This window comes from Streptomyces sp. NBC_00076, from assembly GCF_045041235.1.
GTDB lineage: Bacteria > Actinomycetota > Actinomycetes > Streptomycetales > Streptomycetaceae > Streptomyces.
In genome coordinates, this window is record NZ_CP108242.1 from 9261513 (window position 1) to 9286479 (window position 24967).

21 protein-coding genes are annotated in these 24967 nt (G+C 69.7%); 13 read left to right on the plus strand and 8 right to left on the minus strand.

What is annotated here, in order from left to right; translation table 11 throughout:
* Positions 1-105 precede the first annotated feature (105 nt).
* A complete protein-coding gene (locus tag OHA64_RS41645; RefSeq protein ID WP_405622373.1) occupies positions 106-978 on the minus strand; it encodes a helix-turn-helix transcriptional regulator in 873 nt (290 codons plus the stop codon).
* Between the two features lie 75 nt (positions 979-1053).
* On the minus strand, positions 1054-1926 hold the full coding sequence (locus tag OHA64_RS41650) for a helix-turn-helix transcriptional regulator (protein ID WP_405622375.1): 873 nt from the start codon (positions 1924-1926) through the stop codon (positions 1054-1056).
* A gap of 192 nt (positions 1927-2118) precedes the next feature.
* Here OHA64_RS41650 and OHA64_RS41655 point away from each other — a divergent pair, with 192 nt between their 5' ends.
* Positions 2119-2901 carry an SDR family oxidoreductase gene (locus tag OHA64_RS41655; protein WP_405622376.1) on the plus strand — a complete coding sequence of 261 codons (783 nt, stop codon included), beginning with the start codon at positions 2119-2121 and terminating at the stop codon, positions 2899-2901.
* A gap of 77 nt (positions 2902-2978) precedes the next feature.
* On the plus strand, positions 2979-3194 hold the full coding sequence (locus tag OHA64_RS41660; protein ID WP_405622377.1) for a tautomerase family protein: 216 nt from the start codon (positions 2979-2981) through the stop codon (positions 3192-3194).
* A gap of 92 nt (positions 3195-3286) precedes the next feature.
* Here the strand turns inward: OHA64_RS41660 and OHA64_RS41665 are convergent, their stop codons facing one another.
* Together OHA64_RS41665 and OHA64_RS41670 are read right to left on the minus strand one after the other, a co-directional pair.
* Positions 3287-4669: an MFS transporter gene (locus OHA64_RS41665; protein WP_405622379.1), complete on the minus strand. Its 1383-nt coding sequence runs from the start codon at positions 4667-4669 to the stop codon at positions 3287-3289.
* Between the two features lie 381 nt (positions 4670-5050).
* A complete protein-coding gene (locus OHA64_RS41670) occupies positions 5051-5953 on the minus strand; it encodes a LysR family transcriptional regulator (protein WP_405622380.1) in 903 nt (300 codons plus the stop codon).
* Between the two features lie 166 nt (positions 5954-6119).
* Between OHA64_RS41670 and OHA64_RS41675 the strand changes: the two genes are divergently transcribed.
* From OHA64_RS41675 to OHA64_RS41685, 3 genes are all read left to right on the plus strand, one after another.
* Entirely contained in the window at positions 6120-6737 is a 618-nt protein-coding gene (locus tag OHA64_RS41675) for a nuclear transport factor 2 family protein (RefSeq protein ID WP_405622381.1), read from the plus strand.
* Positions 6738-6836: 99 nt separating this feature from the next.
* Positions 6837-7826, plus strand: a complete 990-nt coding sequence (locus OHA64_RS41680) for an ABC transporter substrate-binding protein (RefSeq protein WP_405622382.1) — start codon at positions 6837-6839, stop codon at positions 7824-7826.
* A 165-nt stretch (positions 7827-7991) separates the two neighbouring features.
* Positions 7992-8798, plus strand: coding sequence for a GntR family transcriptional regulator (locus OHA64_RS41685; protein WP_405622383.1), 807 nt, complete (start codon positions 7992-7994; stop codon positions 8796-8798).
* 121 nt (positions 8799-8919) lie between these two features.
* On the opposite strand, the gene OHA64_RS41690 is transcribed toward OHA64_RS41685, so the two are convergent.
* Both OHA64_RS41690 and OHA64_RS41695 read right to left on the minus strand, forming a co-directional pair.
* The gene (locus OHA64_RS41690) at positions 8920-10029 is read right to left on the minus strand and encodes a zinc-binding dehydrogenase (RefSeq protein WP_405622384.1); all 1110 of its coding nucleotides are present in this window, start codon (positions 10027-10029) and stop codon (positions 8920-8922) included.
* Positions 10026-10922: a fumarylacetoacetate hydrolase family protein gene (locus OHA64_RS41695; protein ID WP_405622385.1), complete on the minus strand. Its 897-nt coding sequence runs from the start codon at positions 10920-10922 to the stop codon at positions 10026-10028. The genes OHA64_RS41690 and OHA64_RS41695 overlap by 4 nt, the downstream gene beginning before the upstream one ends.
* Before the next feature lie 239 nt (positions 10923-11161).
* Between OHA64_RS41695 and OHA64_RS41700 the strand changes: the two genes are divergently transcribed.
* Entirely contained in the window at positions 11162-12076 is a 915-nt protein-coding gene (locus OHA64_RS41700; RefSeq protein ID WP_405622386.1) for a VOC family protein, read from the plus strand.
* A gap of 121 nt (positions 12077-12197) precedes the next feature.
* Here the strand turns inward: OHA64_RS41700 and OHA64_RS41705 are convergent, their stop codons facing one another.
* Positions 12198-12998: an IclR family transcriptional regulator gene (locus OHA64_RS41705; RefSeq protein WP_405622387.1), complete on the minus strand. Its 801-nt coding sequence runs from the start codon at positions 12996-12998 to the stop codon at positions 12198-12200.
* 134 nt (positions 12999-13132) lie between these two features.
* On the opposite strand from OHA64_RS41705, the gene OHA64_RS41710 reads away from it, so the two are divergent.
* From OHA64_RS41710 to OHA64_RS41720, 3 genes are all read left to right on the plus strand, one after another.
* Entirely contained in the window at positions 13133-14326 is a 1194-nt protein-coding gene (locus OHA64_RS41710; RefSeq protein ID WP_405622388.1) for an FAD-dependent monooxygenase, read from the plus strand.
* Positions 14327-14404: 78 nt separating this feature from the next.
* Positions 14405-15286 (plus strand): dioxygenase, encoded by an 882-nt coding sequence (locus tag OHA64_RS41715; RefSeq protein ID WP_405622389.1) that lies wholly within the window; start codon positions 14405-14407, stop codon positions 15284-15286.
* On the plus strand, positions 15283-16356 hold the full coding sequence (locus OHA64_RS41720; protein WP_405622390.1) for a maleylacetate reductase: 1074 nt from the start codon (positions 15283-15285) through the stop codon (positions 16354-16356). Before OHA64_RS41715 ends, OHA64_RS41720 begins: the two co-directional genes overlap by 4 nt.
* A gap of 156 nt (positions 16357-16512) precedes the next feature.
* On the opposite strand, the gene OHA64_RS41725 is transcribed toward OHA64_RS41720, so the two are convergent.
* Positions 16513-20172 (minus strand): LamG-like jellyroll fold domain-containing protein, encoded by a 3660-nt coding sequence (locus tag OHA64_RS41725; protein ID WP_405622391.1) that lies wholly within the window; start codon positions 20170-20172, stop codon positions 16513-16515.
* 474 nt (positions 20173-20646) lie between these two features.
* On the opposite strand from OHA64_RS41725, the gene OHA64_RS41730 reads away from it, so the two are divergent.
* The 4 genes from OHA64_RS41730 to OHA64_RS41745 all read left to right on the plus strand — a co-directional run bounded on the left by OHA64_RS41730 (position 20647) and on the right by OHA64_RS41745 (position 24945).
* The gene (locus OHA64_RS41730; RefSeq protein WP_405622392.1) at positions 20647-21693 is read left to right on the plus strand and encodes a LacI family DNA-binding transcriptional regulator; all 1047 of its coding nucleotides are present in this window, start codon (positions 20647-20649) and stop codon (positions 21691-21693) included.
* A gap of 180 nt (positions 21694-21873) precedes the next feature.
* Positions 21874-23121, plus strand: a complete 1248-nt coding sequence (locus OHA64_RS41735; protein ID WP_405622393.1) for an extracellular solute-binding protein — start codon at positions 21874-21876, stop codon at positions 23119-23121.
* A 19-nt stretch (positions 23122-23140) separates the two neighbouring features.
* Positions 23141-24124, plus strand: coding sequence for a carbohydrate ABC transporter permease (locus OHA64_RS41740; protein WP_405622394.1), 984 nt, complete (start codon positions 23141-23143; stop codon positions 24122-24124).
* Positions 24121-24945, plus strand: a complete 825-nt coding sequence (locus tag OHA64_RS41745; protein WP_405622395.1) for a carbohydrate ABC transporter permease — start codon at positions 24121-24123, stop codon at positions 24943-24945. Before OHA64_RS41740 ends, OHA64_RS41745 begins: the two co-directional genes overlap by 4 nt.
* The last annotated feature ends 22 nt before the right edge of the window (positions 24946-24967 follow it).

Here is a 24967-nt window from a genome sequence, read left to right on the forward strand (position 1 = left end):
CACCCCATATGGGCGCGGCGGACTCCAGGAACGGACTCCCGGCAACGGACTCCCGGCAACGGAATCCAGGGAACGGAATTAGGGGAAGGAGACGGCCGCAGCGCGTCAGTCGCCCGTGGCGGTGTCCTGCCGCACGGAATCCGGGACGTGTGCCGTCCTGGTCGCGGTGAGGCTGCCGAGCAGGGACAGGGCGTGGGCGGAGGGACTGCCCAACTCGGCCTGGTAGACGACGAGTTGTTGACCCGGCGCGCTGTTGATGGTCAAGGACTCGTAGTCCAGCGTGAGTTCCCCGACGACCGGGTGCCGGAAGCGTTTGGTCTCATGTCTCTTCTGGCGGATGTCATGACGTGACCACAGCGTGCGGAACGCCTCGCTCTTGAGCGACAACTCGCCCACCAGCTCGATCATCTGCGGGTCGTCGTAGTCGGTTCCCGCCGCCTCGCGCAGGCCGCCGACCGTGTTGGCGGCGACCCGGTCCCAGTCCGGGTAGAAGTCCCGGGCGTCGGGGTCGAGGAAGACGAGCCGCATCAGGTCGCCGCTGTAGGTGTGGCCGGCGAACAGGGCACCGCCCAGGGGGTTGTGCGCCAGCACGTCCATACAGCGCCCCAGAATCACGGCAGGTGTGCCGTCCCAGCTGTCCATCATCTGCACCAGGGCGGGGCTCACCCGCTGACGCCGGGCGTTCCTGCGGGTACCCCCGGGCACGGGCCTGGCCAGCCGGTGCAGATGGGCCATCGCGTCGTCGTCCAGCAACAGCGCCCGGGCCAGCGCGTCGACCACCTGTACCGAGGGGTTCCTCTCGCGGCCCTGTTCCAGGCGCACGTAGTAGTCGGTGCTCAGTCCGGACAGCATGGCGACCTCCTCCCGGCGCAGGCCCGCCACACGGCGGTGGCCGATCACGGGAACGCCCTGCTCCTCGGGCTGCACAAGGCCACGCCGAGCTCGCAGGAACTGTCCCAGAAGGTTGTCGCCGTCCATGCACTCGACAGTAGACCCGCGCCACATCCCATGGAGCGGCGCAAGGTGGCCGCGATACTCCTAGGCTCGTCGGACTCAGGCCTGCGGCTGTCCGAGTCCGTTCGCGCCGGACGTCATGTCCTGGGTGCCGATCACGGAGAGAAGTTGGAGCTGGGCGGCGCCCTCGGTGCCGGGTGGGGCGCTGAACCACAGCAGACGCTGACGTCCGTCCTCGCTGAACAGGCTGTGGCAGTCGAGCTCGATGACGCCCAGCGCGGGGTGCACGATGCGTTTGTGGTCCGACCGTCTCAGGGCGACGTCGCGGGTGTCCCACAGGTCGGCGAACTCCTGGTTGCGCCGTCGTAGCGCGGCCACCATCTCGTGCACCTCGGTGTCGTCGCCGCGCCGTGCGGCGACCGCCTGGAGGTCGGCGACGAAGACCCGCGAGTGGTGGGGGTGGTCCTCGGCCGGGTAGAGAGAACGGGCGCCGGGGTCGGTGAACCAGCGGTGGACGAAGCTTGCTTCGGGACCGCGCACCGCCGGGGGCCGACCGATGAGCGCGGCGGCCAGGTGGTTCTGGACGAGGGTCTCGTGCAGGTCGGTGATGACCTGGGCGGGGGTGGTGGTGAGCTGGTCCAGCAGGCCGAGCAGGGCCGGTTGCACATGCGCGGTCGGGCCGTGCGCGGCCGGGGGGACGCGACGGCCGGCGAGATGGAACAGGTGGTCCCGCTCGTCGCCGTTCAGACGCAGCGCCCGGGCCAGGGCGGCCAGCACCTGAGCCGAGGGCTGGGTACCGCGGCCACGTTCCAACTCGGTGTAGTAGTCGGCTGACAGCCCCGCCAGTTGGGAGACCTCCTCGCGTCGCAGTCCGGGCACCCGGCGCCGTGGACCCGTGGGCAGGCCGACGTCGGACGGCCGTATTCGGTCGCGCCGGGACTTGAGGAACGCGGCGAGTTCGGTGTGGTTCACGCCCCCATCGTCACTCGCGTCGGCGTCCTGAGCCAGGGGGTGCCAACCCCTGGGTGGAGACAGCCCTGGCTGGCGCGGCAGCACGGGCCCACGCTGGAGACACAAGCAGGGAGCAGCCGGTGACAACGCCGATGCCCCCGCCACGATCCACCCGTCGTGGCACTCCGTATCCGGCATCTCGCAGGAGTCCCCATGTCGAACCAGGAAACCGCGCCGACTCGCGCCGCACTCGACGACCACCCGGACCGACCCCGCGTCGCCATCGTCACCGGCGGCTCCCGGGGTATCGGCCGCGAGACGGTGAGCCGGCTGGCCGCCGACGGATTCGCCGTCGTGGTCGGTTACGCGGGCAACCGCGATCTGGCCGAGGCCGCCGTCAAGGAGGTCACCGCCACCGGTGGCCGGGCGGTCGCCGTCCAGGCCGACGTCGCCGACGAGCTGCAGGTGGCCGCGCTGTTCGACACCGCCGAGTCCGAGTTCGGCGGCGTCGACGTGGTCGTCCACGCGGCCGGCCGACTGTACCTGTCCCCGGTCGCCGACCTGGATCTGGCCGAGTTGGACGCGGTGCACCGCACCAACATCCGCGGAAGCTTCGTCGTCGCCCGGCAGACCGCGCGGAAGATCCGCAGCGGCGGGACGATGGTCACCTTCTCCACCTCCGTGGTGGGCCTCGCCTTTCCGGGCTACGGCGCCTACAGCGCCAGCAAGGGTGCCGTCGAGGCGCTCACGATGATCCTCGCCCGCGAGCTGCGCGGCCGGGACGTCACCGTCAACGCCGTCGCCCCCGGGCCCACCGCCACCGACCTGTTCCTCGAGGGCAAGGACGAGGAGACCATCGCCCGCCTGGCCGCCCAGTCCCCGCTGGAACGGCTCGGCACCCCCGCCGACATCGCCGAGGTCGTCGCCTTCCTCGCCTCGCCGGCCGGCCACTGGGTCAACGGCCAGGTCGTCCGCGCCAACGGCGGCATCATCTGACCCACCGCGCCGCTCGCGCCACAGACCCTCACCACAGGCAGCTCCCTCTGACCCCCATTCCAGAAAAGAGAACCACCATGCCGTTCGCCAACTTCAAGGTCATTGCCGGCACCCTCGACGAGAAGCAGAAGGAGAAGATCGTCACCCGCACCACCGAGCTCTACGTGGAGATCTACGGGGAACGGGCCCGCGCCAACACCATGGTCCTCGTCGAGGAGGTCACCGACGGCGGCTGGGGCATCGGCGGCAACGTCCTGACGCTCGCGATGCTCGAGCAGACGCCCGATGCCTGAGGACCAAGGCATGAGGACCAAGATCGGCAGTCCACCCCCATGCCTGACCGGCTTGATCACAGGGGCAGCTCGACGTCACCCCAGGGCCTGGCTCACGTCTGCTCCGCGAGGGGGCGCGCCGTCCCGCCCGCACCCTCGTGTCCTGCGGTCTCCTCCGCTCCCGGTGCGCGGGGAACCGCCCCGACCAGCAGGGCGCCTATGACACCGGGTACGGCGAGTGCGTAGAAGTTCCACTGGAACGCCAGCCCGGCTCCGATGATGAGCCCGAGCAGCGGCGGGGCGAGCATCGAGCCGAGGCGGCCGAATCCCAGCGTCCAGCCCATCGCCGTGGCTCCCATGCGCACCGGATAGTGCTTGGAGACGTACGCGAGGACGAACGACTGTGTGCCCATCGCCCCGACGCCGCCCAGTGCGACGGCGGCGTACAACACCGTCGTGGGCAGTCGCAGACTGAGCAGGAGGACGGCCACGCTGGACACGAGGTAGGTCGTGGTGATGATCGGCTTGGAGCCGAGCCGGTCGGCCGCCATGGCGATGAGAAGCGTGCCGACGACGGCTCCGATGTTGAACACGAGGAGGAAGCCGAGAGAGGAGCCCGCTGAGTAGCCGGCGCGGCGCATGATCTCCGGGAGCCAGGTGTTGAAGCCGTAGATCATGAACAGGCACAGGCACGTCATCACCAGGAAGCACAGAGTCGCCACGACATAGCTCCGCGAGAAGAGGGCCCGTACCGGCGACATGTTCTCCGAGCCGCCGGACGGGCTGTGCTCCGACGCCGGTACGACTTGCCGCGTGTCGTCCGAGGTGATGTCCCAGCGGTCGGCCACCCGCTCCGCGTCGGCGTGCCGCCCCTTCGCCCGGAGGAACGTGATCGATTCCGGCAGGAACCTGATGGTCAGCGGCAGGACGAGGAGGAGCGGGAGGAGGCCGAGCAGGAACATCGCCTGCCAATCGAACCGTGGCATCACGAAGATCGCGGTGAGAGCGGCGATGATGCCGCCCACGGGGAAGCCGCTGAAGAGGATCGCGAAGACCAGGTTGCGCGTCCTGGGGTGCGAGTACTCGCCCACGAGCGCGCTCGCGGTCGGCAGCACGCCGCCGAGACCGAGGCCGGCGAGGAAGCGGAAGAGGCCGAACACCTCCGGAGAGGTGGCCGCCGCACACAGGCCCGTCATCAGCGAGAACCAGATCAGGCAGCCGATCAGCGTCCTGCGCCGGCCCAGGGTGTCGGTGAGCGTGCCGACGGTCGTGGCTCCGATGAGCATCCCGATGAGGGCGAAGGAACCGATCAGGCCGGCGCCGGCGGGAGTGAGGGCCCACCCGGGTTCGTGGAGCAGGGACGGAATCACCGCGCCGTAGACGACGACGTCGTACCCATCGGCTACGACGGTGATCCCGCAGATCGCGAGTACCAGCAGTGTCACCGGGGGCCAGGTGACACTGCCACGACTTCCTCTGCGACTGCTTTCGTGCATGACGATTCCTCTCACATGGCTGTGCTGTTGCGGTGAGGGTTCTCTCGCTCGGGTGCGGCGTGGGTCTTGTGGTGGCGGTCGGCCGGCTCCACCCCGGACGCACATGCGGAGGCGAGGACGGCGGCTCTCCCCGATGTCCTGGCGGCATCGGCTGGTACTCGCCTCGCCACCGCTAAGTGTGCACACTGCTACAACCATGTAAAGGGTTACGTGCAGGAAATGGCGCTATATTTTCTGATTATACGCAAAGCGGCGCTGTATGTGTATGCACATGCGCCGCACTTCCGCCCCGGTTACCCCGGTGAGGCGGACGCGTGCATCGCTGCGGAGTCCGCGAGGTATGAGCTCAATGGATGCTAGGAATGATCGACAATCAGAGAATCAATGAACCGCGCGGACAAGCTGCTCCCGCAGCCACGCGCGCCCAGGGTCGGTGGCGCCGCGCGGGTTCCACACCAGATCGATTCCGAGGGTCGGCAGGGGGACCGGCGATTCCATGACGCGCAGCCCGTGCCGTGCCGCCAGATGGTGAGCCAGTCGGCGCTGCAGCAGCGCGATCATGTGTGTGCCGCTCACCACCGGAGGGATCATCAGGAAGTCGAAGACGACCATCCGCACGTCGAGATCGGGAATCATCCTGGCGAGGGCCTGCTGGCCACCGACTCGCCCTCCCTCCCACTCGAACACCGCGTGCGGCAGTCGGGAGAGGTCGTCGACGGTCAGCGTCGCGCCGATGCGGTCGTTGTCCGCGTCCGCGACCAGGACCCAGCTTTCGTTGTAGAGCCGCTCCCTCGGCAGTGTGGTCGGCATGGTGTCCGGCAGAAGTGCCACGTCCGCGGTCGCCTCGCTGCGGGTGAGGTCCATCGCCGACTCGGGCGCCTCCAGGTGCAGCCGAACACCGGGGGCGGATTCGGCGACCGTGGCGTTCAGAAGGGGGAGGACCGTCAGAGCCGAGGCGCTGGACGCGGCGATGCGGAAAGTGCGTTCGGAGGTTGCCGGGTCGAACGTCGGCGGGGCGAGCACCTGGCTGGTCGCGGTCTCCAGGATCAGGTTGAGCGGTTCGATCAGCGCGCCGGCCCGCGTCGTGAGCACATACTGTCGGCCGACCCGGACGAGGAGTTCGTCCCCGAGCGTGCGCCGCAGCCGCTGCAGTGCGTTGCTCATGGCCGGCTGGGTCAGTCCGACCGCCTGGGCGGCACGAGTGACACTGCGGTGCTCGAGCAGGGCGGCCAGCTGCGGGAGCAGGTTGAGGTCAATGCGGTGCAGGCCGTACACGGGGCCCACGGGCCGAGAGTCACTATTCACGATGCCTATATATCGCATAGACAACAATAATTCGACTGATTCTCGACCAGCTACTACCGTCCTGGCTGTCGCCACTCACGGCTGCGTTCACTGCCGCGATCATCGCCGGCGTAAGCCGTGCAATCCGGTGCAACGGAGGTCTTCGATGCCGACAACCGAGACGGATCAGCGTGAGATCCGCCAGCTCGTCGAGAACTGGGCGCTGTGGCGTGACGCAGGCGACTGGGAACGGTTCGCCACCGTATGGCACCCGGCGGACGGCTGGATGACAGCCACCTGGTTCCAGGGCCCGGCGGCGGACTTCATCGCCGTGAGCCGGGAGGGATTCGACAACGGGGTCAGCATTCTCCACTTCCTCGGCGGGCACACCGCCGACGTGGTGGGTGACCGCGCGATCGCCCAGACCAAGATGACCATCAACCAGCGGGCCATGGTCGACGGGGTGGAGGTCGACGTCGTCTGCACGGGACGCTTCTACGACTTCTGCGCCCGCCACGACGGCGCGTGGAAGATCGTGCGCCGACAACCGATCTATGAGAAGGACCGCCTGGACGTGGTCGATCCGTCCGCGTCCCTCGACCTGGATCCGCGGCTGCTGGGCCGCTTCCCGGCCGGCTACCGGCACCTCGGCTACCTGCAGACCAAGGCCGGCTTCACGGTGAAGGACGGGCTGCCGGGCCTGACCGGTGAGGTCGTGCGACGTCTCTACGACGAAGGGGCGAAGTGGCTGGCCGGTTCCGGCACCCCGGGCGACCCCCACTGACCCGCTCTCCCTTCCCGGACCTGCCCGGAACGCACCTCGTCCCTCCTGCCTGTCCTGCCCCATGCCCCGACGCCCCGATGACCCGAAGGAACGCTCCGCATGCAAGGCTCAGAAAGTTCCGTCGATCAGAGACGTGCCGACGACACGGTGACCGGTGCGGGCGTGCTCCCCGCGTTGAACGAGCTTCCGCTGAACGGACTTTCCCTGAACGCACTTCGCGTGCCGGGCGAGCCCGCGCGACGGCTGGCCGTGGGTCTCTTCCCCGGCGCGGGCGCCGTCCACCTGTACCACGCCCTCGACTCCGGGTACTTCCAGCAGGCGGGACTGGAGGTGAACCTCTTCGAGGTCGTCTCCTCAGACCAGCAGATCGGCGGCTGGAACGACGGCGACTACGACATCATGCACACGTCTCCCGACCACCTCCTGCGCGGACTGCTGCGGCGGGACCCGGTGGCCGTCCAGGCCGAGGGCATGGGCGAACTCGCCGTGCACCGGCGTCCCGGCCCACCGTCGCCGACGGACCGGTGGGCGGTCGACAACGCGCGCAGCGCCTTCGCGTTCGTCCTGCGTGCCGTACTGGCCGATGTCGCCGACTCGCCGGTCGACGACAGTCAACTCGTCGCGGTGGGCGGCGCTTTGCAGAGGTTCCAGGTCCTGTCGACCGGCGCTGTCGACGGGACCACGCTCCATCCGCCCTTCGACGTCCTCGCCACGGAGAAGGGATACCCGCGTCTCGGTGGCCACCTCCAGGTGGCACCGGACATCCTCACCGGAGTGGTGGTGGTTCCGCGCACGGTGGCCACCACGCCGCACATCCGTGCCTACCTCGAGGTCTGCCGCCTGAGCACGGCGGAGCTACTGACCTCCGGTGCGTCGGGCATAGAAGCGGCTCTTGTACGGCACGGCCTGCCGAAGGCCGTCGCCCGGGCCGCGGCGCCCGGCCTCCTCGGGACCGCGGGACTGTCCACCTCACCCGACGTGACCCTGCGCGGCATCGAGGCGGTCGCCGACCTGCGCCGCCGCTTCAGTCCGGCCTGGCAGCCCCCCTGCCCGCTCCAGTCGCTGATCGGTCCCAGCCCGGAGCACTGAGGTGGGCCAAGAGCGAGTGGACTGACATTCTCGCGGGCCTGCGCTCTGGTGAGTGGATACAGTGAAGCCCCCCTCGCGGTGAATCCTCAAGGGGGATGCGGCGGGGTCACTGCTCCTTGCCACTTCCGCGTACCGCAGCTGCATACACCTGGGTAGACTCCGGGCATGAGCAGGCGGAGGGGCGAGACCCCTGAGGAAGCACGGCCGACGGACGACGGAAGCGATGCGTCGCAGGTTCCGTCCACATCGTCGGGCGGAACGCCCGAACCGGCCTCGGGCGGACGCCGACTCGCCCTCGACGTCCACGGACGCCTGCGGGAGATGATCCTCAGCGGTGAACTGCCCCCGGGGTCCGCACTGCTCCAGGCCCAGATGGCACGGAAACTCGGCGTCAGCCGCACGCCGATGCGTGAGGCGTTCCGGCTGCTCCAGGAAGAAGGGCTCATCGACGCACAGCCCGACCAGCGGGCGAGGGTGCGGGCCGTGGATCCCGAGGACCTGGACGGCGTCTACGGAGCCCGCATCATGCTCGAAGCGCTCGCGGTGAGCGTGACGGCCAAGTCGCTCGCGCCGGGGGACCTGGAGCGCATGGGCGAAGCGCTGAAGCGCATGCAGGACCGGGCGGGCGACGACCGCCCGGACGAGTGGCATGCGGCGCACAAGGAATTCCACCGCATCGCGACGAAGTCGGTGGGACCGCAGTTGCAGCGCATGCTCGTGTCGCTCGGCGAGCACAGTGAGCGCTACGTCCGGCTGGCCCAACTGGGAGTACACAGTTCCTGGGCCCGCGCGAACTCCGAGCACGAAGCGCTGCTGGAGGCGCTGCGGCTGAGTGACCAGGACGAAGCGGTACGCGTGATCGCGCGTCACCTCGCGCGTACCGCCCTGAACGTCCTGGCGGACATCGCCCCGGAGTACGAACCCGCGGCCACGCGCACCGCGTTGGGGATCGCCGGCAACGGTCAGTCCTGACGTCAGGTCTGCCGGGCGGGCGGCTGGGGACGGAGCCTGGGGGCGACGGTGAAGCATCGTCCCTAAAGCCCCCCGACCGACCGAAGACCGGGTCTTTACGCGCCGCGCCCCAGCCCCCTCTTTACGCGTCCCAGTCCCCGGGCCCCTGAGTGAGTGCCACCCGACCGAGGTTGTCGTCGTCCTCCATGTAGCGGTGCGCGTCGGCGGCGCGGGCGATGGGGAAGGTCCGGTCGACGACGGCGCGGAATCCTAGCTCGACCTGAGTCCACAGCGCGTCGACCGAGGCGGCGTTTCCGGTGCGTACGCCGATGATGCGGTGGCAGGCGGAGTACAGGTGCCGCAGATCGACCTGGACCCTGCCGCCGAGGAACGCACCGGAGGTGACCACGGTGCCGCCGTGGGCCAGGGTGTCGAGGGTGGCGTCCCAGATGGCCGGGTCACCGAGGTTGTCGACGGCGATGTCCACGCCGTGACCGCCGGTGGCCTCGCGCACGCGGTCGACGAAGTCCGGGGCGGTGGAGTCGAGTACGACATCGGCGCCCGCCGCGGCCAGTGCCTCGCGCTTTTCCGGCGAGCGAGAGGTGGCGATGGTCCTCGCACCGAGGTGCTGAGCGTAGGCGGCGGTGGTGGAGCCGAGGGCGGAGGCGGCGCCCTGCACGAGTACCCACTGCCCGGGGCGCAGGCCCGCCTGGGCCAGCTGGTTGGCGGCCACCGCGCCGACGAGCGCCAGGGAAGCCGCCATCGCCGCCGGAATGTCGTGGGGGACCCCGTGGACGTTGCGCGCGGGTACCGCACAGTACTGGGCGTACGCACCGGGGCGATGGGTGCCTATCACCCCCAGGTCGGGACAGACCTCCTCGCGGCCCTCCACACAGAAGGCGCAGGCGCCGCACGCGACCGCGGGAAACACGGCCACGCGGTCCCCGACCCGGATGGAGTCCACACCGTCTCCCAGCGCGGCGACGACGCCCGAGTGGTCGGCGCCCAGCACGTGGGGCGGCTGGATCTTGGCGTAGGGGTGGTTGCCGGCGCGGGCCGTGAGGTCGAGCAGTCGGCCGATGCCGACCGCGGCGACCTGTACGAGGACCTCGCCCGGGCCGGGGCGGGGGATGTCGATCGTGGCCCGTTCCAGGACGTCGGGCGGTCCGAACCGGTTGAACACCATGGCCCGCATCTCATCGGGCACCGGCAGCAGGTCCGGCCAGCCGAGTTCCGTAGCCGTGTTGTTCATGACGCCACCACCGTGTTCTCCAGGCGGCCGACCCGCTCGATCTCGACGACGACCTCGTCCCCGGCGGCCAGGAACTCTCCACGTGGCATTCCGACGCCGGCCGGTGTGCCGGTGAGGATGACGTCCCCGGGCTCGAGCCGGGTGAGGCGGCTGGCCGCCGCGACCACTTCCGGTATCGGCACCATCATCTGTGCCGTCGAGGAGTCCTGCTTCACCACACCGTTGACGGTCAACCGGATCCGCAGGTTCTGCGGGTCGGGGACCTGCCAGGCGGGAACGAGTCCGGGGCCGAGAGGGCAGAACCCGTCCTGTCCCTTGTGGCCGACCCAGTCGTACGCGAACGGTTCGCCCACGGGCTTGGCGGCGGTGACCCGGTCCCTGGCCGAGATGTCGTTCGCCGCCAGGTAGCCGGCCACGTGGTCGAGGGCCCGCTCGGGCGAGAGGTCACGGCCGGGGCTGCCGATTACCACGGCGAGTTCCGCCTCCCAGTCGACACGTGCACCCGGGTAGGAGGGCAGCGGCACAGGGTCTCCCGGTCCCGTCACGGTCGTCGTGGGCGGCTTGAGGAAGAAGAACGGATCACCCAGCTCCTCCGGCGGCTCGACGCCCATCTCGGCACAGTGGTCCCAGTAGTTGGCGCCCGCGCAGAGCACCTTGCCGGGATACGTGAGCGGGGGCGCGAGCCGGGCGTCGGCGATGACGTCCGCAACCGCCGGGGTCCAATCCCGCAGCAGCGGAGCGAGAGAGCCCCATCGGCTCAGCACCTCCATCATCGACAGGCCTTCCGTCCCGGGCGGCCCCTGGACGACGCTCCCCCCGACGCTCACACCGACGGCGAGCTTCTCCGAGTCGTCGACCCGGTACTGCACAAGCGACCATTCAGGAAATTCCATGTAATCCTCCGACACGCGACTCTCTGAGGGCAAGCGAACCATAGTGCATACACATGGACCTCGGAAGGGGTGGCCGGGCGCTTCAAGATGCTCGGCGGCGAGAGATGATGACGTGATCCATGAGTCCATGGCGCAAAAGCTTCCGCTTGACACTAGACGCATCGCTCGACAGGTGTACACACTTAAAGAGGTGTGATGCGTGAGGGACGCGGATCCACCGGAACCATGAGGAGTACAGAATGTTGCGTGTCAAAGGTCTCCTGCACTACGGCCTCCAAGTGCCCTCGCTGGATACGGGCGCGAGCTTCTACCACGCGTTCGGACTGGAGACGGCGGAGCGCGGCAACGCCGTGGTGATCCGTTGCGACGGCCGGGAGCAGGACCAGACGGTGCTGATGGAAGGGCCGGTCAAGCGGCTCCAGCACGTGGCCTTCGCGGTGGAGCCGGACTCCCTGCCGGAGTGGCAGCGCCACATCGAGGGCATGGGGCTGAAGCTGCTGGACGCGCCGGCCGAGGTGCCCGGCGGACTGTGGTTGCGGGATCACGAGGGCAACCTGATCAACCTCCGTGACGAGGGGATCGCCTCCTGGCGCGAGTTCGGCACCACGGACGCGCAGGACGCCAACGTCGGCGACCGCGTCCGGCGGGTCGATCAGGCCCGCTGGCACAACGCCGACGAGAAGCCCCGCCCCCAGCGCCTGGGGCACATGCTGATCTTCAGCTCCGACCTGGTCGCCTCGGAGGCCTTCTACGCCCGCACCCTCGGGCTCCGTCTGTCGGACCGCATCCCCGGCATCGCCACGTTCATGAACTCGGGCCCCGGCGATCACCACGTCTTCGGTTTCGTCCCGGCGGCCCACCCCGGCCTGCACCACTCCAGCTGGATGGTGTCCGACATCGACCAGATCGCCATGGGCGCGCGGAACATGTCCGCCGCGGGCCACTCCAAGGGCTGGGGCCTGGGGCGCCACACCCTCGGCTCGAACCTCTTCCACTACATCCAGGACCCCTGGGGCAGCTGGATCGAGTACTCCAGCGACATGGACCGCATCACCGAGGACTGGAAGCCCAACGACTGGGACTGCCCGGCCGCAGTCTGGAGCCCCGAGATGCCGGGCGACTTCATCACCAACCAGGAGGAGAAGCCCGCCTGAGCGCTGTCGTCCTCGCGCAGACCCCCGTGCCGTCGGCCGCTGTCGCCCCTCAGGGCGCAGCGGCCGTTCGGCTACGAGGTACCTGCCCGGACCGGATCAGCCTGAGGACTGCACTGTCCCGTCATTCCGACCCGTACGACTGCTGCGCTCGCCCGACTCCCGCCGGGGGACGCCAGCCGAGCCTGCGGGACACGGCCAGACCGGAGGCGATGACCGCCGGCCGTACCGTCCGCAGATCCACCGAACCGGCGCTCACGACGACCGACAGGGCAGCGACGACCCTGCCCTCGTCGTCGAGCACACGGGTGGCCACCGAGTCGGCGCCGGATGTCGCCTCCTGGAGGACGACGGCCACCCCGGTCTCGTGGCATTCGTCCAGCTGTTCCAGCAACCGTGCGGGATCGGTGATGGTGCGGTCGGTGTACGCGGACAGACCCTGTGCGATCACCTGCTCGATCAGTTCGGGACCGGCGTGGGCCAGCAGCACCTTGCCGACGCCGGAGCAGTGCAGCGGCAGCCTGCCGCCGATCCTCGACATGACGTCCACCGCGCTGCCCGCCGACAGCCGCTCGACGAGCACGGCTTCGGTGCCTTCCAGCACCGCGAGCTGGACGTGCTGCCGCAGCGCGGTGTGCAGGTCGTCCATGAACGGGAGGGCGACGGTACGCAGGGGAAGACTCAGCGGTGCCAGTGTGCCCAGCTGCCACAGCCGGATGCCCACGGTGAACCCTCCGTCCCGTGCCCGCTCCAGCGCTCCCGCCTCGACGAGTTCCAGCGCCAGCCGGCGCACCGTGGCATGGGGCAGTCCGGTCTCCCGGGTCAGGTCGGCCAGGGTGAGGCGCGACCGGCCGGGCCGGAACGCGAAGAGAACGTCGAGCAGCCGCGAACTCACGCTGCGACCGGGCTGACTGGTGCGCGGCATCAGTCCTCCACCACCAGGGGCGGCCACGAAAAGGTGCTGTCCATTGAATGAACATAGCGCTTTCGGAGCCGTCAGGACGTCGGCCAGGATCCAGGTCAGCAGGGCGCCAGCCCTTGAAAGACAGGAGTGGATCCATGCCCACCCAAGTGCCCGGCCCGCGGATCGCCATCATCGGGGGCGGCATCGGCGGTCTGGCCGCCGCGGCCTTCCTGCGCCGCGCGGGACTGACCGCAACCGTCTACGAGCAGGCCCCCGCGCTCGGCGAGGTCGGCGCCGGACTCGTCGTCGCCCCCAACGCCGTGCGGCTGCTGCGCCGCCTCGGTGTCATGGAACGACTGCTGCGCCGTGCCGTACCGCTCGACTGGGGCTGGGAGTTCCGCCGCTGGGCGGACGGCGGTGTGCTGTCGGTGGAGAAGCTGAGCGAGGTGTGCGAGCGGCTCTACGGCGAGGGCACCTACGTCGTTCACCGGGCCGACCTGCTCGACGCGGTCAAGTCGGCCGTACCCGGCGACTGGATCCGCCTGGGCGCCCGGTGCACCTCGATCGACGAGAGCCCGCACGGAGTGCGACTGAGCTTCGCCGACGGCGGTCGCGTCGAGGCGGACGTCGTCATCGGCGCCGACGGCGTGCACTCCGTCGTCCGCGGCACGGTCGCCGAGCCCGCGCCGCCGGAGTACTCCGGTATCTGCGCCTTCCGCACCATCGTGCCCGCCGACGCGGCGCCCGACTTCGCCCTGCGCCCGGCCCAGACCCTCTGGCTCGGCCCGGGACGGCATTTCGTGCACTACCCGATCAACGGCGGACAGGGCGTCAATGTCGTCGCCTTCGCCCCCGCCGGGGACTACACCGACGAGTCGTGGAGCGCGACGGCCACGATCGAGGAATTCCAGGCCGAGTTCGCCGGCTGGGACCCGCGGGTGACGGACCTCATCGCCGCCGGCGGCGTCCCCGGCCGTTGGGCCATGCTGGACCGGGCGCCGCTGCGGCACTGGAGCCGGGGCCGTGCCACCCTGCTCGGGGATGCCGCCCACCCCATGTTCCCCTTCTTCGCCCAGGGCGCGGCCCAGTCCATCGAGGACGCCGCGGTGCTGGCGCGCTGCCTGGCCGAGTCGGCCGACGATCCCGAGCAGGCGCTCAAGAGTTACGAGGCAGTACGCATCGAACGCACCACGCGCCTCCAGCAGATCAGTCACGCCCGCCGCGACATCAACCACCTGCCCGACGGCCCCGAACAACAGGCCCGCGACACGGCACTCGCCGGGTCCGACCCTCTGGTGGGCAACGGCTGGATCTACGGCTACGACGCCGAGGATGTGCCCACCTCGTGACCCGGTCCGCCTGCCCCGTCAGGGGAAGTGCGGTTCCGTAGTGTTTCTCAGCAAGCCCGCCACCACTGGAGGTACGTCATGCCCGGCACCGACGAAGCGGCGAAGGCCATCACCACCGCGGCCGTCGACAGCTTCCGCGACACCCCGGACCCCCGGCTGCGTGAACTGCTCCAAGGGCTCGTCCGGCATCTGCACGGTTACGTCCGTGAGCTGCGCCCCACGATCCAGGAGTGGGAGTACGCCGTGGAGTACCTCACCGCCGTCGGGCAGACATGTGATCCCACCCGACAGGAATTCATCCTCCTCTCCGACGTGCTGGGTGTCTCCATGCTGGTCGAGACGGTGAACGAGCAGGGCGGCGGCACCGAGAGCACGGTCCTGGGGCCGTTCCACGTCGTGGAGTCCCCGAAGCGCGAGAGCGGCGACAGCATCGATCTCATGGGCACCCAAAAGCCCTGTGTCGTGTCGCTCCGCGTCACCTCGGCGGACGGCAGCCCACTGGCCGGGGCGAGCGTCGACGTCTGGCAGTGCACCGAGGACGGCTTCTACGACGTGCAGCAGCCCGACGTCCAGCCGCCGGGCAACGGACGTGGTCTCTTCCGGACCGACGACGAAGGCCGCCTGTGGTTCCGCACGGTGGTGCCGAGCCACTACCCCATTCCGACCGACGGCCCGGTGGGACTCCTGCTCGACGCCACCGAGCGGCACCCGTACCGCCCGGCCCACATCCACTTCATCGTCGACGCCGACGGCCACCGACCGCTGACGACGCACATCTTCGTCGCCGACAGCCCCTACCAGGACTCGGACGCCGTCTTCGCCGTCAAGGAGAGCCTGGTCGTCGGTTTCGCGCAGGTCGACGACGAGCAGAAGGCCCACGACTACCGGGTCACCGCCCCGTTCCGCATGGCCGAGTTCGACATCAGCGTCGAGCCCGAGACGAACAAGGACGCCCGATGAACACCCCGCTCGACTTCCGCTACCAGGCACTCCCGATGCGTGTGGTGATGGGCCCCGGAGCCCTCGACCGGCTCGCCGACGAGGTCGACCACGCCGGCCTCAAAAGGGTCATGGTGCTGTGCTCGCCCGGACAGCGGGAGCTCGCCGAGACGGTCGCCGGCCTCATCGGCGCCCGCGCGGCGGACATCCACCCCCACGCCCGCATGCACGTGCCCGCCGAGGCGGCGGCCGGGGCCCGCAGGCGCGCGAAAGAGGTGAACGCGGACGGCTGCGTCGCCGTCGGCGGCGGCTCCGCGATCGGCCTCGGGAAGATCGTCGCCCTCCAGTACGGCCTGCCGATCATCGCCGTACCGACGACGTACGCCGGGTCCGAGATGACGCCGGTGTGGGGTATGACGGAGAACGGCGTCAAGCGCACCGGCAGGGATCCGCGCGTCCTGCCGGTCTCGGTGCTGTACGACCCCGCGCTCACCGTGACCCTGCCGGCGGCCATCTCCGTGACCAGCGGTATGAACGCGATCGCGCACGCGGTGGAGGCCCTGTACGCGCCGGACGCCTCCCCGGTCATCGACCTGATGGCCGAGGAAGGCGTACGGGCGCTGGCCGCCGCACTCCCGGACGTCGTGGCCGACGGCGCCGACCTCGACGCCCGAGCCCGCGCCCAGTACGGCGCCTGGCTGTGCGGCGCCTGTCTCGGGGCCACCACCATGTCCCTGCACCACAAGCTCTGCCACGCTCTCGGCGGCACCCTCGACCTGCCGCACGCCCCCACCCACACCGTGGTGCTCCCGCACGCCCTCGCCTACAACCAGGACGCGGCGCCCAAGGCGGCGGCAGCGCTCGGCCGCGCCCTCGGTACCTCCGCCGATCCGGCCACACATCTGTGGGACCTCGCCGGCCGGCTGGGTGCCCCACGCTCCCTGCGGGAGCTCGGCATGGCCGAGAGCGACATCGACCGGATCGTCCAGGTCTCGCTGGCCAACCCCTACGGCAACCCCCGCGAGGTGACCGCGGAAGGCCTCCGTCATCTCCTGAGCGCCGCCTGGTCCGGGCAGCCCCCGACCTCCTGAGACAGCGATGCGCCCGGGCCGCCAACTGTGGCGGCCCGGGCGCATCGCCGTGCGGCACCGTGGGCGAAGCGGTCACGCCTTCCGCGTGGGCTCGCAGGGGGCGCCGCCCGTCATACGGACTCCGCGCGTGCCGAGTCGCCGCCGGTGGTGCTCACCTCATCGCACCTCCCGCGCGTACGGCGCGACGGCGATCCGGTCGATCAGCGGCGCGTAGCGGGAGCGGAGCAGAACACCGGGGAAGGTGTCCGAGGCGTAGGTCGTGCCGTCGAAGTTCGGCAGTTCCTCGGAGCGGAAGGTGATGGTGTTCTGTCCCTTCTTCAGGCGGACCGGGACGGTCAGCTCCCAGAAGTTGTTCTGGTGGAAGGTGTGCGGGAAGCCGACGCGCTGCGTCTCGCCGCCGTTGACGCTGATGTCGGCGTGGCGGGCGAGCGGGTCCGGGTTGTAGTGGGTGGCCGCGGACTGCTCGGGGTTGGAGTAGCGGATGCGCAGCGCGAACAGGCCGGTGCGGTCGGCGGCGACATCGAACGTCGCGGTGTTGCCGTTGCGGGGCTCGCCGCCGATGCCGGTGATCGCCGTGCCGGCCGTGGCCAGGGAGAGCGGGGTCAGCGTGGCCGAGCCCGCGAGCTCGGCGTCGCCCGCCTCGTAGGTACGCGCCTTGAGGGTGCCCTGGCTGGGAGTGACGGTGAGACGGTCGACGAGGGTGGTGGACGAACTCCCGGTCACCGTCACCTTGTTGACGCCTCCCGAGAGGGAGACCGCCACCTTGCCCCCGCCCTTGGCCAGGCGCAGGACGTCGTGCCCGTTGACGGAGAGCCGGGCGCCCGTGCCGCCGAGGGCGTCGACGTCGAGGGTGGCCTCGCGGTCGGCGGGGGAGTAGACCCAGAACGTGGCGGTCTGGTCCTTCTTGAGCTGGACCGCGCCCGAGCCGCCGGCGGGCGTGCCGGCCTGCTTCGGCAGGTTGTAGACGGGCTGTGCCCCGCCGGCCGGCCAGGCCAGCTCGCCCTCGTACACCTGGATGCCGGCCGACGCCTCGGGGAGCGAGAGGGTGAGCCGGTCGACGATGGCGTCGCCCTTGGTGACGCGTTTGCCGTCGGCGCTCTTCGCGGCGAGCGTCAGGGTGTGCTTCCCCTTGGTGAGCTTCACCTTGGTGTCGGTGTGGTCCCACACCGCCCACTTGTAGCCCAGCGGCAGGTACAACTCCTGCTCGCCGTCCGCCTTTCCGTCCACCCGCAGGAAGACGTTGGTGGGTCCCTGATCCTTCACCTTGTCGAAGGTGTTGAGGGAGTTGGCGAACGTGCTCAGGTCGTAGGTGCCGTCCTCGGGCACGTCCACGGTGAAGTCGAGGGTGACGTCCGAACCGGTACGCAGGCCGCCCACGTCGTAGCCGCCGGAGGTGTAGAACTTCGATACGTCGCTGGTCGACCCCTCCGGGCCGTTCTTGGAGTAGCCGGAGCCGGTGTGGGCGGCGTCCTCCGCCTCGTAGGAGCCCTGCCAGCGCACGGGCGGTGACTGCGTGCTCTTCGCCTTCCCGGCCGGGCTGAGGACGATCTCGTACGCGGAGGACTCCTTGAGCTTCGGCAGGGCGCCGTCGCCGAAGTCGACGGCGACCGTGCCGTCGTCACCGACCTTCAGGTTCGTCTCCGTGAGCAGCTTCGGGCCCGAGTTGTCGCCGACCTGTCCGCTCCACTCGATCTCCCGAACCCAGGCGTGCACACGGCTGCCGAAGAGCTTCTTCGGGACGTCCGCGAAGGTGATGTGTCCCTTGCCGGTGGACCCGCCGAAGACCAGCCGTGCCTGCTTCTTCTTCTCGTCGAGGGTGGCGACGCCCTGCATGGTGTAGTTCTCGCCCGGGAACGGCGGGTTCACCGTCACGGTGTGCCCGCTCATCGAGGCGTACGAATTCAGCAGCCACCACTGCCCGTTGCCGCGGTTGGACTGCACCGCGGAGTCGGAGAGGTTGCCGTCGATGTTCCAGTACGCGATGTCGGCGTCCACCTTGGACTCCTCGATGGCGGACACCCACTGGATCATCTGGCCGGGCACCGAGGTGTGGTAGTTGAACGCGTACTCGTTGATGTTGATGGGAAGTTGGGTGCCCTCCCGGTCGGTTCCCTTGAACAGTTCCTTCTCCCAGACCCGGTACTTGGCGACGCTCTCGCGCACCGCCTCCGGGTGGCTCAGCTCGTGCCAGGTGATGACGTCCGGGAGGGTGCCGGCGGCCAGGGCGTGCGTGAGGAAGCCCTTCACCTGGTCGTAGAGGACGCTGGTGTTGGGGCCGGCTATGCGGGCGCTGGGCATCTTGCCCTTGATGAGCTTGTAGGCGGCGTCCCAGGCGGCGAAGTAGTCGTCGGGGTCGTTGAGCCAGCTGACCTTGTTGTAGCTCCACTCGCCAGTGCCGAACATGTTGCCCTCGGGCTCGTTGAACGGCACGAAGACGATGTTGTCCTGGTACTGCTCGGGGAGTTGGAGAACCTGGTCGACCTGCTTGGCGATCTTCTCCTCGTAGAGCTTGAGCTTCTCCTGGGGGGTGGCGCCCGGCCACTCGTACGGGAAGCCGCGGTGGATGTCGGTCATGTAGATGTACACATCACCGTCGGTGGAGTCGGCCAGCGGCTTGACCACGTCCAGCGCGTCGGCGCCGGGGTGCTGCGGGCCGTCCTGCGCCTTCGTGGAGACGGTGCGCAGGCCCATCCCCTCGATGAGGTTGTTGGTGGGCACGTCCGGTCCGTACACGCCGTAGAGCGTGCCGGAGGCGCCGCCGTGGAACGCGCCGGTGTCCGAGCCGAGGTCGACGGTGAGCTGGCCCTCGCGGACCACGGTGACGGTCGCCCGCACCGCGCGCCCGGCCGCCGTCCCGGCCACGGTGAACGTGCCGGGCCGCGCGTACTTGTCGGACGGTACGGCGTCCCAGGTGATGGGCATGTCGCGGTCGTAGCCGTCGGAGAAGGAGGAACGGACACCGGCAGGGAGGGTGGGTGCGGTGCCGCTGGTGGTACGGACAGCGAAGGATGTCTGTGAGAGCTCCTGAAGGGTCGGCAGTTTCCCGACCGTTGCGGCAACCTGCTCGGGGCTGAGCGCCGAGTGCCACACCGTGAAGTCGTCGATCGCGCCCTTGAGCAGCGGGTCCGGGTAGAACGACTTGCCGATGTACCCGGCGGCCGTGGCCGAACTGTCCAGCAGTTCCTTGGCCTTGACGGTTGTCTTCGCGGAGGAGACCGCCACGCCGTCGAGGTAGGTGGTGACCCGGCCGGCGGAGGTGTCGAGGGTGACGGTGACGGTCCGCCAGGCGTCGGCCGGCAGTGGCGCGTAGCCGGAGACCTGTGCCTCCGCGCCCCCTGAGCCGGTGGTCAGCGCGGTGCGCAGCACGCTGCCGTTGTTCGGGGTCGTGAAGAGGTACTTGGTGGTGTCGGTGCCCAGATCGAAGATCCGCTGCCAGGACGACGTGTCCCCGCTCCACTTCACGCGGGCCGAGACCGTCAAGTCGCTTGCGTCGCCCAGCACTTCGCGGGGCAGTCGGACGTACGCGCCGTCGGAGGTGGGTGCTCCGCCGGGCAGGGCCAGCGCCTTGCCGCCGTCCGGGCCCGCGACGGACTGGGCGGTGGAGCCGTTCATCAAAGTCGCCGTCAGCCCGTTGCCGGAACTGTCGGTGATCTGGCCCGAGGCGAGGTCGTCCTGGTCGAAGGTGTAGTGGGCGGCGGGCTGGGGCGTGTCGGCCGCCTGAGCGGGGGCGGCCGGTGCGGCCAGCAGGCCCGCACCGAGAGCCAGTGCCAGGGCGGCCGGGGCCCGGCGCCGGGCGGATCTGTCAGCGGATGGCATGGATTGCGTCCTCAATCCTTGAGTACGGGGGTCTCGGCCGGCCCTGCTCCGTCGGCTGCCCGTCTGCATGCCGTCTCCACGGTGGAGGGAGCGAGGTGGCGCGAACCGGTTCGATCGCCGCGCCGCGGCGGGCAGGGGACAGCTTCTGGACAGCGGGGTTGGCGGCCCCGCGTTCCGGGGGAGGGTGCGGAACAGGCCCATGGCAGACGGAAGGATTACTTCATCGAACCGGTTCGGGGAAGCTAGCACCGGGAAACCCGGCCAACAATCCCTCCGACTCAAGAATCTCGCGATCCGTCCGCGGATACGGAAAGTGCGGTCAGGGGTGTTGACAGGCGTGGGGGCACTTCCTACCTTCACTTCACGCGAACCGGTTCGACGGCCGGCCCTCGCTCCCCGCCCCGTCCCACCCCCTCACGACCGGAGACCGCCTCTCACTCCGAGGTGTCGAACCGGTTCGATCAAGGAGCCGCCGTGAACATCGGTGAGATCGCCCGGCGGGCCGGTGTCTCGCGCAGCACCGTGTCCTACGCGCTGAGCGGCAAACGCCCGGTGTCTGACGACACCCGGCGGAAGATCCAGCAAGTCATCGACGAGCTGGGCTACCGCCCGAACGCCAGCGCCCGGGCCCTCGCCAACGGCCGGACCAGCACGATCGGCCTGGTGTTCCCCCCGGCCGGGAACCACTACACCGGCATGCAGCTGGACTTCATCGGCAGTGTCGTGGAGGCTGCCGCGGCCTACGACTACGACGTGCTGCTGTCGCCGAGCGGTGTGGACAGCGACCGCTCCTTCCAGCGGTTGCTGGGGGAGCGGCGGGTCGACGGCGCGATCCTGATGGAGATCAAACTGGAGGACGACCGGGTGGACCACCTGGCCGCGCTGGACTTTCCGTCCGTCGCCATCGGCCGCACCGCCCATCCGGAGGGCGGCTGGTGGGTGGGCCTGGACCACACCGCGCTGGCCGCGGCGTGCGTCCACCACCTGGCGGATCTCGGCCACCGCCGGGTCGCCTTCGTCAACCGGCCCGAGCAGCTGCTGCGGGCCGGGTACGAGTCCGCGCACCGCGGCCTGGACGGCTTCACCAAGGCCGCGGCCGAACGCGGGCTGACGGTCCGGACCTACTGCTGCGGCGACGACGCGGCGTCAGGCCAGGCATGTCTCGAACAGATCCTGCGCGACGACCCGGGCACCACGGCCCTGGTCACGCTGAACGAGGCCGCTCTGGGCGGTCTCTACCGGGGGCTCGCCCAGGCGGGCCGCCATGTGCCGCGCGACTTCTCCGTCACCGGAGTCGTGGCCGGCCGGTGGGCGGAGACGGTGACCCCGCAGCTCACCGCGGCCGACGTACCCGCGGAGGAGATGGGCCGGCACGCCGTCGAACTGCTGGTGGAGCGGCTCGACCATCCCGACGCGGCACCCCGGCACCACCTCCTCGTGCCGCCCATCTCCCTGCGGGCCAGCACCGGGCCCGCGGGAGCCACGCCCACCGCGGACGCCGAGGCCGCCACGACGCCCTGACCACACCCGCGTAACCCTCCTCCTCCGTCTCCTCCTCACCGCACCGGACGCTCGAACCGCTCAACCGTGCCGTTCGCTGTGCCCGGTCCCTCCTCGCCACCGCGTCTCCCCTCGACACCGCGTCCCTCCTCGCCACCCGTGCCCTCGGCACCGGCATGCCAAAAACGAAGGAATCCCGCAATGAACAGCTCCTCCAGACAGCGCCGTCTGACCGCCGCGGTCCTGACCGCCCTGGCCGTGGCCGTCAGTGCCACCGCCTGCTCCTCCGGTTCGGGGAGCACCGACGCCGAGGGCGGCGGCAGCGGGACGTACACCATCTGGGACCCGTACCCGCAGTTCGACAAGAGCTCGGCCTGGGTGAAGCTGCTGGACCAGTGCGGCACCAAGGCCGGCGTGAAGGTCAAGCGGACCGCCTTCGACACCAGCGACCTCGGCAACAAGACACTGCTGGCGGCCCAGCAGGGCAATTCGCCGGACGTCCTCATCGTCGACAACCCGGTGGTGTCGACCCTGGCCGAGGCGGGAGTGCTCACCACGACCGAGGACAGCAAGCTGGACACCTCGAAGGTCGACCCCAACCTGCTCGCGGCCGGCCAGTCGGGCGGCAAGACCTACGGCACGCCCATCGGCGCCAACACCCTCGCCCTCTACTACAACAAGAAGGTCCTCAAGGCCGCGGGCGTCGACATCACCTCGGTGAAGGACTGGAAGTCGCTGACGGCGGCGCTGGAGAAGGTCAAGAAGGCGGGCAAGAAGGGGATCACGTTCTCCGCGATCGGCACGGAGGAGGGCAGCTTCCAGTTCCTTCCGTGGCTCTGGGGCTCGGGCGCAAAGCTGACCGAACTCGACTCCTCCCAGGCCGTGTCCGCCCTCTCCCTGTGGAAGGACTGGCTGAAGAACGGCTACGCCCCGAACTCGGTGCTCAACAACACCCAGACCACCAGCTGGCAGGAGTTCACCAGCGGCGACTACGCCTTCGCCGAGAACGGCACCTGGCAGCTCGCGGGCGCCAAGAAGGCCGGCCTCGACTACGGGGTGCTTCCCGTCCCCGGCGCCACGGGCGGCAACGCCGCGGCCCCGACCGGCGGTGAGTTCGTGACCCTCCCGGTCCAGCAGGACACCGGCCGCTACACCACCACCCAGAAGCTGGCGACCTGCCTGACCAGCACCGACAACCTCTACGACACCGACACCACGCTGTCCTACGTGGCCCCCACCAGCGAGGTCCAGGACAAGCAGGTGGCCGCGAACGCCGAGTTGAAGCCGTGGGTCGACGCGGTCAAGGCGGCCAAGGGCCGCACCAGTGACGACCTGGGCACCAAGTACCCCAAGATCTCCGAGCAGATGTGGAAGGCCGTCCAGTCCGCCCTGAGCGGGTCCAAGTCACCCAAGGACGCGCTGACCGCGGCCCAGTCCGCCGCCCAGTAGCCCCACCTCAAGGGTCTTGATGAACCACACGACACAGCTGCCGGAGCACCTGCCCGCGCGCGTCCGGAAAGGGGCGGCGACCGCCGCCCCGCCCCCGGCCCGCGGCCAAAAACGCCGCCGGCCCACCTCCCAGCAGTGGGCCGCCTGGGCCTTCCTCGCCCCGGTGACCCTCTATCTCGCCCTCTTCTACGCCTATCCGCTCTACCGCAACCTCGACCTGAGCCTGCGCAACTACACCGTCCGCTCGTTCGTGCAGGGCGACGCGCCCTTCACGGGCCTGAAGAACTACCGGACCGTCTTCGACGACCCGACGTTCGCTCCGGCGCTGCTGCACACCGTGGTGTTCACCGCCGTGTGCCTGGTCTTCCAGTACGCGATCGGCCTGGCCCTCGCGGTCTTCTTCAACCAGCACTTCCGCCTGTCGGCGACCCTGCGCGCCCTGTTCCTGGTGCCGTGGCTGCTGCCGCTGATCGTCTCGGCGTCCACCTGGTCGTGGATGCTCAACAGCGACTCCGGCATCGTCAACGCCGCCCTGCACGCCCTCGGCATCGGGCCGGTCAACTGGCTGACCTCGCCGTCCTGGTCGCTGGCCTCGGTGATCATCGCGAACATCTGGATCGGCGTCCCCTTCAACCTGGTCGTCCTCCACAGCGGCCTCCAGTCCATTCCCGCGAGCCTGTACGAGGCGGCCTCCCTCGACGGGGCGAACGCCTGGCAGCGCTTCTGGCGCATCACCTTCCCGCTGCTGCGCCCGGTCTCCGCCATCACCCTCCTCCTGGGCCTCGTCTACACCCTCAAGGTCTTCGACATCATCTGGATCATGACCAAGGGCGGCCCGGCCGACTCGTCCACCACCTTCGCCACCTGGTCCTACCAACTCGGCTTCGGCAACCTCCTGCCCGCCTTCGGCCCGGGCGCGGCCGTCGGGAACCTGCTCGTCGTCGCCGCCCTGGTCTTCGGCCTGGTCTACGTCCGAGTCCAGCGAAAGCAGGCGCTGTCATGAACCGAAGCACCGGTCGCCCGTGGTGGAAGACGGCCGTCGGTCTGCTGCTGACCGGCGTCATGCTCTTCCCGGTCTACTGGATGGTCAACGTGTCCTTCACCCGGGACCAGGACATGCGCAAGAGCCCGCCGGACCTGCTGCCGGTCCACGGCACCCTGGCCGGCTACCGGGCCGTCCTCGACCAGCAGCTGCCCTACCTCGGCACCAGCCTGGTCATCGGCCTCGGCACCGTCGTACTGACCGTGGCGCTGGCCGCTCCCGCGGGCTACGCACTGGCGAAACTGCGCCCGCGCGGCGGGGGCGTGCTGAGCTTCGTCCTGCTGGCCGCCCAGATGATCCCCGGCATCATCATGGCGATGGGCTTCTACGCCATCTACCTCAGCCTCGGCCTGCTCCAGTCGGTGCCCGGCCTGATCGTCGCCGACTCCACCCTGGCGGTCCCGTTCGCGGTGCTGATCTTCACCGCCTTCATGTCCGGTATCCCCAGCGAGTTGATCCAGGCCGCGCAGGTGGACGGAGCGAGGGCCCTGCGCACCTTCTGGTCCGTCGTGCTGCCGATGAGCCGCAACGCCGTCGTCACGGTCTCGCTGTTCGCCTTCCTGTGGTCCTGGTCCGACTTCGTCTTCGCCAGCACCCTGGTCAACGGCGGCGCCAACGAGCCGATCACCCTCGGCATCTACCACTACATCGGCAACAACAACCAGGAGTGGAACGCCATCATGGCCACCGCCGTCGTGGCGTCACTGCCGGCCGCGGTGATCCTCGTCCTCGCCCAGCGCTATGTCGCCGCCGGTGTGACCGCCGGAGCCGTCAAGGACTGAGGCCGTCCCGCCCCACCCCGTC

Excerpts from the sequence above, each read along its gene's own strand:
- OHA64_RS41720 (WP_405622390.1), top strand. The coding sequence starts at position 15,283 with ATGAACACCCCGCTCGACTTCCGCTACCAGGCACTCCCGATGCGTGTG.
- OHA64_RS41655 (WP_405622376.1), top strand. The coding sequence starts at position 2,119 with ATGTCGAACCAGGAAACCGCGCCGACTCGCGCCGCACTCGACGACCAC.
- OHA64_RS41710 (WP_405622388.1), top strand. The coding sequence starts at position 13,133 with ATGCCCACCCAAGTGCCCGGCCCGCGGATCGCCATCATCGGGGGCGGC.
- OHA64_RS41675 (WP_405622381.1), top strand. The coding sequence starts at position 6,120 with ATGCCGACAACCGAGACGGATCAGCGTGAGATCCGCCAGCTCGTCGAG.
- OHA64_RS41745 (WP_405622395.1), top strand. The coding sequence starts at position 24,121 with ATGAACCGAAGCACCGGTCGCCCGTGGTGGAAGACGGCCGTCGGTCTG.
- OHA64_RS41660 (WP_405622377.1), top strand. The coding sequence starts at position 2,979 with ATGCCGTTCGCCAACTTCAAGGTCATTGCCGGCACCCTCGACGAGAAG.
- OHA64_RS41645 (WP_405622373.1), bottom strand. The coding sequence starts at position 978 with ATGGACGGCGACAACCTTCTGGGACAGTTCCTGCGAGCTCGGCGTGGC.
- OHA64_RS41695 (WP_405622385.1), bottom strand. The coding sequence starts at position 10,922 with ATGGAATTTCCTGAATGGTCGCTTGTGCAGTACCGGGTCGACGACTCG.
- OHA64_RS41740 (WP_405622394.1), top strand. The coding sequence starts at position 23,141 with ATGAACCACACGACACAGCTGCCGGAGCACCTGCCCGCGCGCGTCCGG.
- OHA64_RS41665 (WP_405622379.1), bottom strand. The coding sequence starts at position 4,669 with ATGCACGAAAGCAGTCGCAGAGGAAGTCGTGGCAGTGTCACCTGGCCC.
- OHA64_RS41700 (WP_405622386.1), top strand. The coding sequence starts at position 11,162 with ATGTTGCGTGTCAAAGGTCTCCTGCACTACGGCCTCCAAGTGCCCTCG.
- OHA64_RS41685 (WP_405622383.1), top strand. The coding sequence starts at position 7,992 with ATGAGCAGGCGGAGGGGCGAGACCCCTGAGGAAGCACGGCCGACGGAC.
- OHA64_RS41725 (WP_405622391.1), bottom strand. The coding sequence starts at position 20,172 with ATGCCATCCGCTGACAGATCCGCCCGGCGCCGGGCCCCGGCCGCCCTG.
- OHA64_RS41705 (WP_405622387.1), bottom strand. The coding sequence starts at position 12,998 with ATGCCGCGCACCAGTCAGCCCGGTCGCAGCGTGAGTTCGCGGCTGCTC.
- OHA64_RS41690 (WP_405622384.1), bottom strand. The coding sequence starts at position 10,029 with ATGAACAACACGGCTACGGAACTCGGCTGGCCGGACCTGCTGCCGGTG.
- OHA64_RS41715 (WP_405622389.1), top strand. The coding sequence starts at position 14,405 with ATGCCCGGCACCGACGAAGCGGCGAAGGCCATCACCACCGCGGCCGTC.
- OHA64_RS41735 (WP_405622393.1), top strand. The coding sequence starts at position 21,874 with ATGAACAGCTCCTCCAGACAGCGCCGTCTGACCGCCGCGGTCCTGACC.
- OHA64_RS41680 (WP_405622382.1), top strand. The coding sequence starts at position 6,837 with ATGCAAGGCTCAGAAAGTTCCGTCGATCAGAGACGTGCCGACGACACG.